Consider the following 16,444-nt stretch of genomic DNA (forward strand, 5'->3'; position numbering starts at 1 on the left):
AGTCAAGTCTTTTTAAAAAATTATATAAAAAATCAGCGTATAATTTCTATACGCTGATTTAAATAAAATCGTCTGTTTTTCTTATCTTAATGACATTGGGATTTCTCCGCACCTTTTTATCTGTAAAACACGTGGTTACCAATTCTCATAACATAGCTTTTGTTTTGTACAATCCATTTACCTGCTGATTTATCAGGGTTAAAGAAGTATGTGGCATCTCCGACAGGTCTAACGTTGTTTAATGCATCCTTGGCAGCATTGATACTATCTTGTGAAGGGGTATTATAAATTGTTCCTTCTCGTACTGGGCAAAACTGTGCGATCCCTTCATAGTCATCAAATATTACGGCTTTAACAGTGTTAGGGAAATCCTTAGAAGCTACTCTGTTCAAAATTACATTTCCTACTGCGACTTTTCCTTTATAAGATTCTGCCTCTGCTTCTGCATGGATAATTCTTGATAGCCAATAAAGATTTGTGGCATACTGGCTGTCCCTTGCTGCTGTGCCTCTAGAAACAGATTGAGTATAAAGTGCAGATTGTGTCTGATTTCCAGCAATACCATCTACCATTAAGCCATTTGATTTCTGGAAACTAGTTACTGCCGCCTTTGTTTTTTGTCCAAAGATTCCATCGGCAGTGCCGGCTGAATAACCCCTACTGTTAAGTGTTTGCTGCAATTTTACAACATCGTTACCCCTACTGCCGAGCTTTAGTAATGCATAAGTATCAGCAAATACATTTGTTACTTGTAAAGACAAGATAAGTATAACAACTAAAATACGGGTAAATCTTTTTAAATTGATTTTCATCACTATACACTCCTTCCTGTAATCGCTTCCGAAGTTAGCTGACGGGTTCGGGATAGAAGGCTCCCTACCATGATGATCATCATGGATTAACCCCAAGAATGGTTCCTCCGTACCTGGAAAATCCAGGATTCAGCAATGTAACGTGTTTACATAGTGAATATTATATGAGAACATGGACATTATGTCAACCACCCAGAATTATCCTGAAGAATTTAAAGAGGATATATGATGTATTATAAGATTATAACAAAGCAATCTTCATAAATCCCCCTTGAATAATAAAGAAATTCTGTTATCATACTTTATATTAAGAAGAAAAACCTGCGTTGAGGATGAGTGGTGTATTGAAATGAGAACAAAACAGTATATGCAAAAAAATTATAAAATTATTGCCAATAAATTTAAGGAAGAGAAGGACTTATATAAAGCCCTCAAATTTTTTCAAAAAGCTTATCAATGTAGAGGTGGCAGTGAAGATGTAGAATTGCTCCTAGATATGGGCCTTATTTATGATGAGTTAGAGGATTATAAGTCAGCGGAGGATAAGTATGAAGAAGCCGTATCTTTGGCACCTGATGACCCTAGGGGGTATTACAGTCTTGGAACGGTTTATGATAACCAAAAGGAGTATGAAAAGGCCATTGACTTTTACACAAGGGCTATCGCAATAGACCCCGATTATGATAAGGCCTATTTTTTTCTAGCCAATGTCTATGATGAAATTGGAGAGAAAGAAAAAGCCATAGAAAATTATTTGAAGGCTATTGACGCAAACCCAGAATATTTTTGGGCCTACATTAACTTGGGGTCCCTTTATGAAGAGCTCAATTACAATGAGCTAGCATTAGAAATGATCAAAAAGGGTTTGACAATCGATCCAGAAAACTTCAAAGCTTTATTCAATATGGGTGTCGTTCTGAAAAAGTTAGGAAGAGTAGAGTTGGCAATGAAGTATTATTATCAATCAATCGATGCCAATCCACATTATCCTTACGGTTATTTAAACTTATCAGTGCTGTATAAAGAAAGGAAAGAATTTAGTAAAGCAGTTGAAGTCATTAGTACGGGGATATGCCATAATAAAGATGTCTCCGTGTTATATTATAATCGAGGATGCTTTTTTGCTCAATTAAACCAACTGGAGTCTGCTTTACGAGACATTATAAGGGCCACTGAGCTTAGTCCAAGCTTATCAGAATACATGAAAGAGGACGAAGAACTTGATCCCATAAGAAAACTAATAGCATACCAAATTATGTATGAAGGAAAATAATTTTGCCATACGAAAATGTATGGCGTTTATTTTCGTTTATTTTATAAAAAAAATATCTATTTCAGCATTAGATGTGGTATAATGTCGCAGTATGCAAAATCTTAATAAGGAAGGTATTTAATATGATTACGGTTACGAACGTAAGTTTAAGATATGGTGAACGAAAACTATTTGATGATGTAAACTTAAAATTTACTCCTGGAAACTGCTATGGTGTCATCGGCGCCAATGGGGCAGGAAAATCTACTTTCTTAAAAATCCTAGCGGGTGATATTGAGCCAAATACTGGTGATGTGAGTGTGGCTCCAATGGTTAGAATGTCAGTACTAAAGCAGGATCATTATCAGTTTGATGATTATCAAGTGCTTGAAACTGTTATTATGGGAAACGCTAGACTTTATGAGATCATGAAAGAAAAAGATGCATTATATGCAAAATCGGAGTTTACAGATGAGGATGGTATTAAAGCTTCTGAGCTTGAAGGTGAATTCGCAGACTTGGATGGTTGGGAAGCAGAGTCAGAAGCTTCTTCTTTGCTACAGGGATTAGGAATTGGTACAGATTTACATGAGAAAAGGGTTAATGAACTTACGGGTTCAGAAAAAGTAAAGGTATTGCTTGCGCAAGCTCTCTTTGGGAAACCGGGAATCTTGATTCTTGATGAGCCTACCAACCACTTGGATCTTAAGTCTGTAAATTGGTTAGAGAACTTTCTGCTTGAATTTCCAGGAACAGTTATTGTTGTTTCCCATGATAGACATTTCTTGAACAAAGTATGTACCCATATGGCTGATGTGGATTTTGGAAAAATAAGACTTTATGTTGGGAACTACGATTTCTGGTATGAATCAAGCCAGTTAGCATTACAAATGGCAAAGGATCAAAACAAGAAAAAGGAAGAAAAGATTAAAGAGCTACAGAGCTTTATTGCTAGGTTTAGTGCCAATGCATCAAAATCCAAGCAAGCAACCTCTAGAAAGAAAATGTTAGAAAAAATATCATTAGATGATATTCAACCTTCTACAAGAAGATATCCATTTGTTGGATTCAAACCAGAGAGGGAAGTTGGAAATCAGATTTTAATGGTAGAGGGACTGTCAAAAACCATAGATGGTGTAAAAGTTCTAAATAATGTATCCTTTACAGTTTCTAAAGGTGATAAAATTGCTTTTGTTGGAGAAAGTGAAATTGCCCAAACGACTTTGTTTAAAATTTTGGTCGGTGAAATGGAGCCTGATGCAGGTGAATTCAAGTGGGGAGTTACGATTTCACAAGCCTATTTCCCAAAGGATAACTCAGAATATTTCAATGATGTAGAACTAAACTTGGTAGATTGGATGCGTCAGTATTCTGAAGACAAAACAGAAACCTATGTAAGAGGGTTCTTAGGAAGAATGCTGTTTTCTGGGGAAGAAGCGCTAAAACAAGCAAAAGTATTATCTGGGGGAGAAAAGGTGCGTTGTATGCTTTCTAAGATGATGCTAAGCTCTGCCAATGTACTAATTTTGGATCAACCAACAAACCACTTAGATCTAGAATCCATTACGGCTCTAAATAATGGATTGATTGAATTTAAGAGTAATGTATTATTTGCGTCCCATGACCATCAGTTTGTTCAAACAATTGCCAATCGTATTATTGAATTAACACCTGATGGCTTAATCGATAAGTCTATGTCTTACGATGAATATTTGGAGAGTAAAAATATATTCTAGTCCAATGTCTATAAACAAATCCCAAAACATGCGAATGGTTTGGGATTTATTTTATGAAAAAAACCAGAATTGTCAAAAAACCCGTGGGGTTTGTATCATTTTGATAGTATAATGGAAATTAGAAGACGAACCGAAGGGAGTCGAGATTCCATGGTAGATAAGATGAGAGTTGGGTTGATTGGGCTTGGTTTAGGAGGAAGCTATTCCCGGATCAGGAAATGTCATAAGAATTATCGAAGTGACATTGGAAAGCTCTAAGAAGAAAGCCGTACTACCATTTATAATTTAATTTTGCAGGGAGGAAAGTAGTTTACATGAAGTTTCTTAAAAAAACATTGTTTTTTATTCAAAAAAACATAATTCTTCTTTTAATGATTTCCATTGCTTGTATGAGTATTTTTCTATATTTACTTCAAAAGGAAGAAACCAGTATATTTACTTCAAAACCTAAATATCACTATTATTTTATTGGACAGAATTCCGTAGATCCTTTTTGGAAGGAAGTGAGATTAGGAATAGAAAGTGCTGCTAAGCACTATAACGTTGCTGTTGAATTTAATGCGCCAAGATTTAATAATCCTCAGGAAGAATTGAGATATCTGGATATTGCTGTAGTATCTAATGTTGATGGGATTATTACCCATGTTTCTAACGACGAAAGTGTTACGGAATTGATCAATGAAGCTTATGATAAAGGAATTCCTGTGATTACCATTGAAAATGATGACAAAGACAGCAACAGGAATGCTTTTGTCGGGACAAATAGCTTTCTTTTGGGAAAAGAGGCAGCTAAACTCATGATAGAAGCAACGGATGGTAAAGCCAACATTGCCATTATTGTGAGCAATGATTATGAGTTAGATACAGCAAGTCAAAATCTTAAAATCAATGGGTTTTTAAGTACCATAAACAGTTTTCCAGATATGAAAATTACCAAAATATATACTTCGAAAATGGGTATTTTGAGTGCGGAAGAGATTACCCAATCGATTATTATGAATCAAAATGAAGTCAATGGAATTTTTGCTACAAATTCTGTCGATACATTGGGTGCTGCACAATTGATCGTAGATCATAATAAAGTGGGCAGAATTACATTGGTAGGTTATGGAGATACAAAAAACATTCTTCGGTATATTGAAAAAGGCATTATCTATGGCGCTGTAATGAGTGATCCTTTTAAGATGGGATATGAAAGTCTAAAAGCATTAATGGACATTAAAGAAAAGAATAATGTATCCACCTTTATTGATACAGGTGTAAAAGTAATTGAGAAAGATAACTTGGTTGAATACGAAAAAAAGGCTGATTCCATTGAATAGTTGGTGATGACATGAATATAAATTTTCTGAAATTTACAGGTATCCGAAAAAAGTTGATTATTTACTATTTGATTACAACGATCCTACTAGGGATCACCAGCTTATTCTCCTATTATAATGCGAGAATCATGCTGACGAGAATGAATTCCATTATATCCGATTATGTCTATTTAAACAGCTTAAACAATGATGTAAATCTATTGATGACAGAAGTAGAAAAATATCTTACATCAAAATCTTCAGAGTCACTGATGAACTATTATACCATCTATAACGATTTGCAGGAAAAATCAAGGAATATCCCAAGGGTGGCAGTATATGATATGGATCAGTTGATTTTAAAAGACATAGGCTTTATGATTGATCATTTGCTCAATGAAACCGATAGTGCCGTTAGAGCGAAACGGGGAAGAATTAGCAGTGAGTATATTGAACACTTTACCCGTTCCAACCAGCTGAGCGAATACATTAAATTCTATATCAACAATTTATTAAATGGGAAACTGCAGCAAGGATCGCAAAAGTATGCGGCTATCAATACAAACATGACCTTTGCCAGTTATTTAAATTTACTCATTATTATAGGCTCAGTGGCAATTAATATTTTCCTTGCCATATTGTTTACCTATCGATTAACAAAGCCTATTATTATGCTCTCCCATTCTGCTGAAAGGATTTCTGAGGGTGATTTTGATGTGGAAGCAGTTGAAATTCAAACCGATGATGAAATAAATGTTTTGGCGAAAGCATTTAACAAGATGGTAATCAATATCAAAAGTCACATTGATGAAATCAAAGGACAGGCAGAGATTGAAAACAAGCTAAAAGAACAAGAAATGCAAAACTTAAAGATGAAAAGCTTGCTGAAAGATGCTGAGCTAAAGTCACTCCAGTCCCAGATTAATCCCCATTTTCTGTTTAATACCTTAAATGCCGCTTCCCAGCTTTCTTTGATGGAAGGTGCAGAAAAATCTTCGGACTTTATCGGAAATATCGCAGAGTTATTTAGATATAATCTCAGAAAATTAGATGAACCTGTTGCATTAAGGGAAGAAATCAAATACGTAAAAAACTATATGTATATTTTGAAAACAAGATTTGGTAATCGTATTGATTTTTTTATGGATATTGATGAAGATTGTTTAGATATAAAAATGCCATGTACAATTATTCAACCTGTAGTTGAGAATGCATTTATCCATGGACTTGAAGATTTAGAGCGAAATGGAGAAATCCATTTAAATGTTAAGCAAATTCATAATCAAGTACAGATTGAAGTAATAGATAACGGGATAGGCATGGATGAAAAACGAGTGAATATGATTATCTCTAACAATGGACAAGATGCTATGATGGGGGGCCATGTTACGGGGATTGGGATGATGAATGTGATTGATCGTTTGAGACTTTTTTATAATATTGCTGAAATACATGAGGTTATCGAAATAGAAAGTAAGGTAAATGAAGGAACGAAGGTTGTTATAAAAATTCCTTATAGTGGGGGTGAGGTTTGCGATGATAAAGCTCCTAATTGCTGATGATGAATATTTAGTTATTGAGTCTCTCAAATTCATTATTGAAAAGCATGCACCAGGTGTTGAAATTGTAGGTACAGCCACGTCAGGTCGAGAGGTCATAGAGAAGGCATTTGATTTAAAGCCTGATGTTATATTTATGGATATTCGTATGCCAGGCATTAATGGGATTGATGCGATTCGTCAAATTAAGAATACCCATAATGACATTATTTTTGTAATTATTACAGCTTATGAATACTTCAATTATGCTAAGGATGCCGTGAATCTTGGCGTGCATGAGTATCTGTTAAAGCCTATTAACAAGCAAAGACTGGTGGAAACGATTCAACATATCACAGATATCCTTTCTGTAAAAAGGGAAGCAATACAGCGGGAAATTTTATTAAAGGAAAAGATTGATAAAATCATTCCCCATATGGAAGGACAATTTGTGTATTCTCAGTTATTTAATGGACGAGTGATCCGCGGCATAGAGTTTTATGAAGAGATTTTTTCTATGAAGCTTCAGTATGGCTATGTCATGATGGCCATGGTAGATGACTTTGAAAGTGATATAAAAGAAGAAAATCTAAAGTACAGCTTATACCAACAAAGCTTCTACGATTTTTTTAGCTTGGAACTAAAGAATTTATATCCATGTTTAATTGGCCCGCCCCTATTGGATCGAATCGTTGCATACGTGCCAGTGAATCAGGATATCGATGCTTACGAGGCACGGAACATGTCTATGGACATTGCCACAAAGCTTATTGAAAGAATTCGTCGTAGTACCAAGATCCGTTATAAAATTGGTATTGGAAGGATTTATGGTATTGAATATTTCTCTAAATCATGTAACGAAGCCTATACTGCTGCATCGGTCTCTGAAAATGATGGTGTAACGCATTTTGAAGATATTGTATTTCACCTAGAAAAAGCGGATACTTACCCCATAAGTAAGGAAAAAACATTGATTGATCGTGTACTAACTGGTAGTACATCAGAGGCTTTAGAGATCTTTGAAGAGATATTTTGGTGGCTATCCACCAATTATAAAGAGGATATTGATAAAATAAAATCTAAACTCTTAGAGCTTTTAATTGTTCTTAAGAGAGCGATTCCTTATGAAATTGAGGAAAGCGGTATGACTGAGCACAGTTACTTTACTGATTTGTTAAAGATTCAACAAGTGAACCAACTGAAGACCAGCTATTTAAACAATCTTAAGAGTATAACGAATAATATAAATAACTTAAGAGAACGTGAATTAAGTGGATTAATTGCAAAATCAATTAAATACATTCATGAAAACTATCATAGAAATATCAGTTTAGATGATGCAGCAAAAGAAGTAAATATGAGCTATCATTATTTCAGTAAATTTTTTAAGGATTCTGTAGGGAAAAATTTTGTTGACTATCTTACCGAACGTCGGATAGAAAAATCAAAAGAGATCCTAAAGGATGGGTCAGTGAGTATAAAAGAAGTATGTTACCAAATCGGTTATAGCGATCCAAATTATTTTAGTAAGATATTTAAAAAAATAACGGGTGTCACACCTACAGAATATAGAGTAAATGCATTGTCCCAAGAGGTGATTGGATAATGGAAACAAAAAAAATAGCAAGAAGAATACTGCTCTCTGTTTTAGCTACTATTTTGGTTATTCTGATCCATTTAACGATACAAAGCCTGCTTGGTGTAAACCGTGGAAATATGGCGGATACTAAAAATATTGAAGTTATTGATAATCGTATTAAAATTGGCTTCTCATTAGGTACGTTAAAGGAAGAACGATGGATTAAGGACAGAGATATTCTTATGGCCAAAGTAAAAGAACGGGGCGCAGAGATTATCGTCCAAAATGCCAACAATGATGATCAGGATCAATTGAAGCAGGTAAAATACCTACTGGATCAGGGCATTGATGTGCTGATCATCGTGCCAAATGATTTGGAGAAAGCTGCAGCAGCAGTAGATATGGCAAAGCGTCAAGGGGTAAAGGTTATTTCATACGATCGATTGGTACTTAAATCAAATGTAGATGCGTATATTTCTTTTGATAATGTGAAGGTAGGGCAAATGATGGCCCTAGCGGTACTAGATCATATACAAGAGGGGCAGGTTCTGGTGATCAATGGTGCGACTAGTGACTACAATACCAAAATGATCAAGGAAGGTTATGACATTGTACTTCAACCAGAAGCAAAAAGCGGGCGTATACGAATTATTTCAGAAGAATGGGCACCAAATTGGATGAGTGAGTTTGCTTTTAAAGTAACCGACGATTTATTACAAAAAGGAAATGTAATCCATGCAATTATTGCAGGCAATGATGGTCTTGCCGAGGGCATCATAGAGGCATTGTCGGAGCATCGATTGGCTGGTAAAACTGTGGTAGTAGGTCAAGATGCAGATTTAGCTGCGTGCCAAAGAGTTGTGGAGGGTACCCAATTGATGACGGTGTATAAACCTATAGAAATGTTGTCGGATGCAGCAGCAGAGTTGGCAATCAAACTAGCGAAAGGTGAACCATTGGGACTAAAAAATACAATCTATGATGGTAAATATAATATCCCGTATTTTATGCTTATACCGATAGCGGTTGACAAAAATAATATTGATGACACCATTATAAAAGATGGGTTCCATATGCGCAATGAGGTTTATAGGAATCCTTCAGATTTATAGTCCATAAAACGAAGCCACAGGGGGTATCTATATTGATTCCCCCTGTGGCTTCGTTTTATATTCTCGATGGTAATGGAATATATTTTTCTGCAAGACTGGTATTTGCGTAGGCAGGACGAATAATCTTTTGGTCGCTGACCAATTGTTCAATTCTATGAGCACACCAACCTGCAATTCTTGCTGTGGCAAATAACGGTGTGTAAAGCTCAGGTGGAATGTTTAACAATTCATATACGAATCCGGAATAGAGGTCTACGTTGGCACAGATGTCAAAGGAATCTCCCTTAAGGTCTCTAAATAATTCTAGGGAAAGGTCTTCGATATTTTTATATAGATTGAATTCATCCACACGATCCTTTTCAACAGCCAACTCAAATGCTTTACTTTTTAGCAAACTTGTACGAGGATCAGATTTTGTATAGACAGCATGCCCCATACCATAGATGAGGCCTTCCTTATTAAAAGCTTCTTTTTTGATAATTTTCCAAAGATAATCCTTTAGTATGTCTCGATTATTTATATGAGGAACATTGGCTTTTATATTTTGTATCATTTCACGAACTCTGATATTGGCACCGCCGTGTTTTGGGCCTTTTAAGGAACCGATGGCAGCCACTATGGAAGAATAGGTATCTGTACCAGACGAAGATACCACATGGGTTGCAAAGGCAGAATTGTTTCCACCCCCATGCTCTGCATGAATGACCAATGCTAGGTCTAAAACCTCAGCTTCTGTTTTCGTATATGTGTTATCAGGCCGTGTCATGTACAAAATATTCTCGGCAGTCCCAATACCAGCTTGAGGAGAATGAATAAACAAGCTTTTGCTGTCAAAGTAGTGGGCCTTGGCCTGATACCCATAGGAAATAATGGTAGGAAATCGGGAAATTAACTCTATGCTTTGTCTTAAAACATTGGAAACAGTTGTATCATCTGGGTTTTTATCGTGGGAATAAAGAACCAATATACTCCGCTGAAGCTTGTTCATAATATCCTTACTGGGAATCTTAAGAATCATATTTTCCGTAAAACTGCTTGGAAGATTTCGGTGTTCATCCAGTAACTGATTAAATTGAGTTAATTGCTCTGCTGTGGGCAGTACCCCGAACAATAAAAGATATGCACACTCCTCGAAACCTCTTCTATTTTGACTTTGAAATCCTGATACGAAGTCTTCTACATCGATGCCCCGATAGAAAAGCTTTCCTTCCGCTGGAGATTTGATACCACCTTCCAATTTATAGCCTTTAACAGAGCTGACATTTGTAAGTCCCACTAATACGCCCGTTCCGTTTTCGTTGCGGAGGCCTCTTTTTACATTGTGCTTTTGATACAACTCGGGTGCAATATAATTATTTTTTTCAGCTAAACAAGCTAAATGGTTCATGATATCTATTGAATGTGGATGACTCATTTTGAAACCTCCTTTATAATGTGGTTATAGCGATATATTTTCTATAATTGCATTCGTCATATCTTTGGTGGAAGCGGAACCATCTAAGTCTTTTGTAACGAACTTACCTTCAAGAATAGTAGTTTCTACAGCCTTATAAATAGAATATGATTTATCTGATTCACCAAGATAATGTAGCATCATGGCTCCAGTTAAAATCATTGCCACTGGATTGGCAATATTCTTTCCTGCGATATCAGGAGCACTACCATGGACTGCCTCGAAGACCGCCATATCTTTTCCTAAGTTTGCTCCAGGAACAACGCCTAGGCCGCCAACAAGACCCGCGCAAAGGTCGGATAAAATATCACCATATAGATTGGTTGTGACGATGACTTGAAACTGACTGGGATTCATGACCAGCTGCATGCACATATTATCGACAATGACTTCTTGAAGTTGAATATGCGGATAATCCTTCGATACCTCCCTAGCGCACTGGAGAAACAGTCCATCTGTTAGCTTCATGATATTGGCTTTGTGAACAACGGTTACCTTAGATTTATGGTTTTGATGGGCATAGGCGAAAGCTGCCTTAATAATTCTTAAGGAACCTTCTCTGGTGATACGTTTTATGGCTTCAGCAGTACCTTCGTCTATCGTTTTTTCCACCCCTATATATAAATCTTCAGTATTTTCTCTAAAGATGACCAGATCTACATTCTGAAATGGTACAGCTATACCTGGAATAGCTTTTATGGGGCGGATATTTGAAAAAAGATCATACTTTTTTCTCAGCATTACATTAATACTTTTAAATCCAGAACCAATAGGTGTGGTTATAGGGCCTTTCAAAGCAATCCTAGTTTTCTCTAGACTTTCAAAAACTTTGTCTGGTACAAGTATACCTTCCTTAGCTAGTACATCTATGCCTGCATTTACAGTTTCCCATCGAATTTTTACACCAGTAGCTTCAATAACTGATTTGGCTGCTTCAGCCACCTCAGGACCTATACCATCTCCTGGGATGAGTGTTATATTATACATTGTGCATCGTCCTTTCTTTTATAGGGTTATTCCTTTGGCATAGTTTAGGTATCCACCAGCCATTAATATCTGCCTGTCCCGGGAAGAACCTTCGAACTTTACTTTTATGAGGACACTTTTTGTTATGTTATATAAAGAAATTTCTTCATTTTTGATTAGCTCTTCCATAATGTGAGGAATACTGAACTCATCTAAAGGATCAATGAAAGAATAATCGTCCTTATCAATAAATGTGAAAGGAAGAATGCCTGCGTTAATGAGATTCGCTTTGTGAATTCTGGCGAATGATTTTGCAATGATTGCTTTCACGCCAAGATAGAGGGGAACGAGAGCTGCATGCTCACGGCTTGAACCTTGGCCGTAGTTTTCACCCCCTATGACAAACCCACCTTGATGTTCCTTTGCAACTACATGGAAATTATCCGTAAGTGTACCGAAACAATACTTAGATAGCTCGGGAATATTCGACCGATAGGGTAAAAGACCAGCATGGGACGGCATGATATCATCCGTTGTAACATTGTCCAATGCTTTTAGCAATACTTTTCCTCTTAGGCTGCTTTTTAAAGCACTATTGACAGGAAATGGTTTAATATTTGGCCCCATGACAATAGGTGTATTCTCGTCAGTTTCCTTCGGGTAAATAAAGTAATTATTTGATACATGGTACTTTTCTGGGATTGTAATCGATACTTCGTCACCAAAGGTTACAGGATCACTTAAATATCCTTTAATAGCAGAAACAGCGGCTGTCTCTGGGCTTACCAAGTATACACTTGCATTGTCAGTACCACATCGACCTTTGAAGTTACGATTAAATGTTCTAAGAGAAACGGCATTGGACTTAGGCGCCTGGCCCATGCCAATACAAGGCCCGCAGGAAGCTTCCAAAATTCGCGCGCCTGCCTCAATGAGGTCGCCTAGGGCACCATTATCAGAAAGCATTTTTAGTATACTGCTAGAACCTGGTGAAATGATTAAGCTTACATCTTTATGAATTTTTTTCCCTTTTAATATTGTCGCTGCCTTCATAAGATCTGTATAGGAAGCATTGGTACAACTGCCAATGGCAACCTGATCTACTTTAATTCCTGAAATGCTCTCGATAGACGCAATATTGTCTGGGCTGTGTGGAAGAGCAGCCATGGGACGGATATCACTTAAATTGATTACCACCTCTTTGTCGTAGGATGCATCAGAGTCAGCCTGTATATCGTAAAAGTCTATTTCTCGATGCTGTCTTATCAAAAAATCCTTTGTAATTTCATCAATGGGGAATATGGAAGTAGTTGCACCCAGCTCTGCACCCATATTGGTAATTGTTGCTCGATCAGTAACGGAAAGATGCTTGATACCCTCGCCAGTGTACTCGAGAATATAGCCCACACCGCCCTTGACACTAAGCTTTCCTAAAATAAACAAGATAACATCCTTTGCAGAAACCCACGGTTGGAGTTGGCCAGTCAACTCTATCTTTAAGACCTTCGGAACCTTTAAGTAATAATATCCCTTTGCCATGGCTACTGCCACATCAAGTCCGCCTGCACCGATACTAAGCATACCTAAACCTCCGCAGGTCGGTGTATGGCTGTCAGAACCAAGAAGAACACCGCCTGGCTTAGCAAATCTTTCTAGATGCAGCTGATGACAGATTCCGTTACCAGGCTTTGAATAAATGATGCCATATTTAGCAGCAACTGTCTTAATAAATTCGTGGTCATCGGCATTTTCAAAACCAGCTTGCAGTGTGTTGTGGTCAATATATGCAACAGAAAGATCTGTTTGAAGCTTGGCAATATCCATAGCTTCCAGTTGAAGGTAAACCATTGTACCCGTTGAGTCTTGGGTAAGGGTTTGATTTACTTTGATAGAGATTTCATTACCATCCACTAGTTTTCCAGACAATAAGTTTTTTTCTAAAATCTTCATGACTAAATTTTTCTTCACCAGATATCACTCCTTAAACAGTATAATTGTATACAATTATACACATGCGATGAAAAAGAAGTCAATATGCATTTATTATAAAAATAAATAATTATATATAAATATACAATATTTTGAAAAAAACTATTTTTAGTTTTCTAAGGCTATCAGTGATAAATAAATAGGGTGTCTAGACCAAGGTTATAGTCTAGACACCCTATTTATTTATATTAGTATTCATCCTCTTTTATATGATCTTTGTCAAATTCCTTATTTGCGAAGTAATCCTTTTTAGATGTTGCTGCAAATGTAGTATCCAGAGGAATCCATTTATTATCCTCAGAAATATAAACTTCATTCCATGCGTGTAAACCTTTGAATACATCCGTGATACCTTGGCCTTTGACAACTTTTACTTGAAGCCCAATGGCTCTGCCTAAAGCAGCGGTTAAAGCCGCATAGTCATAGCAAACACCTTTTTTCGTATGTAAAGTGTTGACAGCACCATATAGGCTAGAGTAATCCTGATTATCCTGCTTAAGGAGCTTATCGTAATCGTATTGGATGTTGTCAACTACCCATTGATAAATGGCTTGTGCCTTATCTGTATCAGAAGTTTTTTCCATGGTGATTTCTTCTGCCAGCTTGATGATTGATGCATCATTACTTTCCACATGCTTTGAAGGAACCAAATATTTATTTGGTTCGGATGTATTGTTTACGCTAATTTCAGGACCATAAATGTATTGTCGATCTTTCACATGAACCATTATGGAGAGGGTATAGCTTCCTTTCCCATCGGTTAGCCATAGCTCCTCTAAGAAATTTCCCTGATCTAGCTTGATATCGAACCATCGTTGTACATTATCTTTTTTCATGAGTATTTTGATTTTGTCTTTATCCGTTTTACCCACCAACTGAATCTTACCATCCACTTTACTTGAAGGGATCTTTGCTAACAAGACACCGCTTTTTTCTATGTAATTGTTATCGGAAGCAAAAGAAGCTTGTCCTATATTGAAGCATATAAGAAGCGCGATAACGATGGAAACTATTTTACAAAATACTTTTTTCATCCTGTGTTCCCCCTTTTACGGTAAATTGATGGGTACGGTCTAGTTTTAACCAAATCAAAAAAGCTCTGTTTGGATTACCAAACAGAGCTGAATGATTGATGAAGGATATCAGCACCTTCGGCAACCCGGCTGTCATAGTTATACACTTTAGACCCGTGGCTTTGCGTCCCTATTTTTCAATAGGTTTGCTATTATCGGAATGCAAGAATTTATAAAATTTATCTTTAGAATGATTATAGCATAAACTTTCTATTATTTCAAAAATTTTCTAAAAATATACATATTTTATCAGGAAAACTAGATAGAAAATAAATAGATCGAAATATAAAATCCGATAGTTTGTGTCAATGCAAAGTATGAAGAAAGAGGGCTGTTAACGCGGTTTTTTTTAGAAGAAACAGAACGAAATACAGCATAAAGGATAAGAATTGCTCATAAAATTATTGTGTACCGACAACCAATACCAACAAATTATCTCAGAAGTGTCGTGATATAAAAAGAATATAGTTAACTATGTTTTAGCAAGCAGGTGATGTATATCGTACCATTTAGTGGAGATAATTTATATATATTTAAGGAATTGTTATTTCATCTATATATAAGCTTAACTAATGATCGTTAATCTAGGGTTGAGCATTAATTCATTTCGCATACAAAGCTTTGCTGTTTAAGGCGCAATAACATTATCTGATTTCAGCGCTTAAGCAGTAAATTTAAGGCATATTTATAAAATTATAAGGAGGTGAAAGGATGAATAAGTACAAAAACAACATACTTATTTCGTTGATGATTCTAGCTTTGATGTTTTTTGGTGTATCACCCGGCAATAGTGCAATATCATTTGCCGACTCAGACGAATGCTATCTTTCAAAGACAGTATCGCTAATTGCAGCTCAACACTTTACAGTAGGGACAGTTACAGCAGAAGTATACGGTGGTAATCTCTATGTTTCTTTTGAGACTAACGGAGATGTTACATTAACTGAAACCCATGTATATGCAGGGGCTACAAGACCCATTAATAGTAATCCAGGAGGATTAGGAACGACGCATGATTTAGACAACGTACAGTACGATGTACATGAAAGAGCTTTAAGTGAACTATTCCCCAATGGAAACTATGACACGATTTATATTGCAGCCCATGCCGTGGTAAATAGTGAAACAGCATTTGAAGGCGGAAGTTCAACTGAAACAGCTTGGGGAGAGGGCGACAATATTCACGAACAAGGGAACTGGGCCATGTATTTTGAACTTAAAAAATGTGAAATTCCTCCAGTAGAGACAGGAACTCTGATAGTAGAAAAGGTAGTAAGTGGTTCAGAAAGTGCAAAGGGATATTCGTATGCCGTTAAAGTAACAAATAAAGAGGACGTTGAGACACCAAGAGCAGTAGCATTAGAAGACGGTCCTGCATACACAATCGACGGGCTTAAGCATCAAGTATCAAAAAATTTGACATTGGCAGTAGGTGAGTGAGACAGGAATCCTGATAGTAGAAAAGGTAGTAAGTGGTTCAGAAAGTGCAAAGGGATATTCGTATGCCGTTAAAGTAACAAATAAAGAGGACGTGGAGACACCAAGAGCAGTAGCATTAGAAGACGGTCCTGCATACACAATCGACGGGCTTAAGCATCAAGTATCAAAAAATTTGACATTGGCAGTAGGTGAG

Annotated in this window: 14 protein-coding genes and 2 riboswitches; of the genes, 8 read left to right on the forward strand and 6 right to left on the reverse strand. The window is 36.5% G+C overall.

The window, feature by feature from the left end; translation table 11 throughout:
* Window positions 1-116: 116 nt before the first annotated feature.
* On the reverse strand, window positions 117-812 hold the full coding sequence (locus K0R93_RS18555) for a cell wall hydrolase (protein ID WP_300304795.1): 696 nt from the start codon (window positions 810-812) through the stop codon (window positions 117-119).
* Window positions 813-819: 7 nt separating this feature from the next.
* Window positions 820-957: riboswitch (cyclic di-AMP (ydaO/yuaA leader) on the reverse strand.
* Between the two features lie 204 nt (window positions 958-1,161).
* Here K0R93_RS18555 and K0R93_RS18560 point away from each other — a divergent pair.
* From K0R93_RS18560 to K0R93_RS18585, 6 genes are all read left to right on the forward strand, one after another.
* The gene (locus K0R93_RS18560) at window positions 1,162-2,085 is read left to right on the forward strand and encodes a tetratricopeptide repeat protein (RefSeq protein WP_300304756.1); all 924 of its coding nucleotides are present in this window, start codon (window positions 1,162-1,164) and stop codon (window positions 2,083-2,085) included.
* A 122-nt stretch (window positions 2,086-2,207) separates the two neighbouring features.
* A complete protein-coding gene (locus tag K0R93_RS18565) occupies window positions 2,208-3,800 on the forward strand; it encodes an ABC-F family ATP-binding cassette domain-containing protein (protein ID WP_300304759.1) in 1,593 nt (530 codons plus the stop codon).
* Between the two features lie 314 nt (window positions 3,801-4,114).
* Window positions 4,115-5,122 (forward strand): substrate-binding domain-containing protein, encoded by a 1,008-nt coding sequence (locus tag K0R93_RS18570; RefSeq protein WP_300304762.1) that lies wholly within the window; start codon window positions 4,115-4,117, stop codon window positions 5,120-5,122.
* 11 nt (window positions 5,123-5,133) lie between these two features.
* On the forward strand, window positions 5,134-6,660 hold the full coding sequence (locus tag K0R93_RS18575; protein WP_300304765.1) for a sensor histidine kinase: 1,527 nt from the start codon (window positions 5,134-5,136) through the stop codon (window positions 6,658-6,660).
* Window positions 6,638-8,245 carry a response regulator transcription factor gene (locus K0R93_RS18580; protein ID WP_300304768.1) on the forward strand — a complete coding sequence of 536 codons (1,608 nt, stop codon included), beginning with the start codon at window positions 6,638-6,640 and terminating at the stop codon, window positions 8,243-8,245. The genes K0R93_RS18575 and K0R93_RS18580 overlap by 23 nt, the downstream gene beginning before the upstream one ends.
* Window positions 8,245-9,330 carry a sugar ABC transporter substrate-binding protein gene (locus tag K0R93_RS18585; protein WP_300304771.1) on the forward strand — a complete coding sequence of 362 codons (1,086 nt, stop codon included), beginning with the start codon at window positions 8,245-8,247 and terminating at the stop codon, window positions 9,328-9,330. The genes K0R93_RS18580 and K0R93_RS18585 overlap by 1 nt, the downstream gene beginning before the upstream one ends.
* Before the next feature lie 55 nt (window positions 9,331-9,385).
* Here K0R93_RS18585 and K0R93_RS18590 read toward each other — a convergent pair whose 3' ends face one another.
* From K0R93_RS18590 to K0R93_RS18610, 5 genes are all read right to left on the reverse strand, one after another.
* Window positions 9,386-10,744, reverse strand: a complete 1,359-nt coding sequence (locus K0R93_RS18590; protein ID WP_300304774.1) for a citrate/2-methylcitrate synthase — start codon at window positions 10,742-10,744, stop codon at window positions 9,386-9,388.
* A gap of 24 nt (window positions 10,745-10,768) precedes the next feature.
* The gene (locus K0R93_RS18595; protein WP_300304777.1) at window positions 10,769-11,770 is read right to left on the reverse strand and encodes an isocitrate/isopropylmalate dehydrogenase family protein; all 1,002 of its coding nucleotides are present in this window, start codon (window positions 11,768-11,770) and stop codon (window positions 10,769-10,771) included.
* 18 nt (window positions 11,771-11,788) lie between these two features.
* Window positions 11,789-13,717, reverse strand: a complete 1,929-nt coding sequence (locus K0R93_RS18600; RefSeq protein ID WP_300304780.1) for an aconitate hydratase — start codon at window positions 13,715-13,717, stop codon at window positions 11,789-11,791.
* A gap of 209 nt (window positions 13,718-13,926) precedes the next feature.
* Complete coding sequence (locus K0R93_RS18605; protein WP_300304783.1) at window positions 13,927-14,772, reverse strand: transglutaminase-like domain-containing protein; 846 nt, start codon at window positions 14,770-14,772, stop codon at window positions 13,927-13,929.
* Window positions 14,753-14,908 carry a hypothetical protein gene (locus K0R93_RS18610; protein WP_300304786.1) on the reverse strand — a complete coding sequence of 52 codons (156 nt, stop codon included), beginning with the start codon at window positions 14,906-14,908 and terminating at the stop codon, window positions 14,753-14,755. Before K0R93_RS18610 ends, K0R93_RS18605 begins: the two co-directional genes overlap by 20 nt.
* A riboswitch (cyclic di-GMP riboswitch) is annotated at window positions 14,889-14,972 on the reverse strand. Its footprint overlaps the gene before it by 20 nt.
* A 550-nt stretch (window positions 14,973-15,522) precedes the next feature.
* Here K0R93_RS18610 and K0R93_RS18615 point away from each other — a divergent pair.
* Window positions 15,523-16,251 (forward strand): hypothetical protein, encoded by a 729-nt coding sequence (locus tag K0R93_RS18615; RefSeq protein WP_300304790.1) that lies wholly within the window; start codon window positions 15,523-15,525, stop codon window positions 16,249-16,251.
* The coding region (locus tag K0R93_RS18620; protein WP_300304792.1) for a hypothetical protein at window positions 16,244-16,444 on the forward strand (201 nt) is incomplete at its 3' end. The genes K0R93_RS18615 and K0R93_RS18620, both read left to right, overlap by 8 nt.

Source organism: Anaerosolibacter sp., from assembly GCF_029240175.1.
In the GTDB taxonomy this organism is placed as follows: Bacteria; Bacillota; Clostridia; order Peptostreptococcales; family Thermotaleaceae; genus Anaerosolibacter.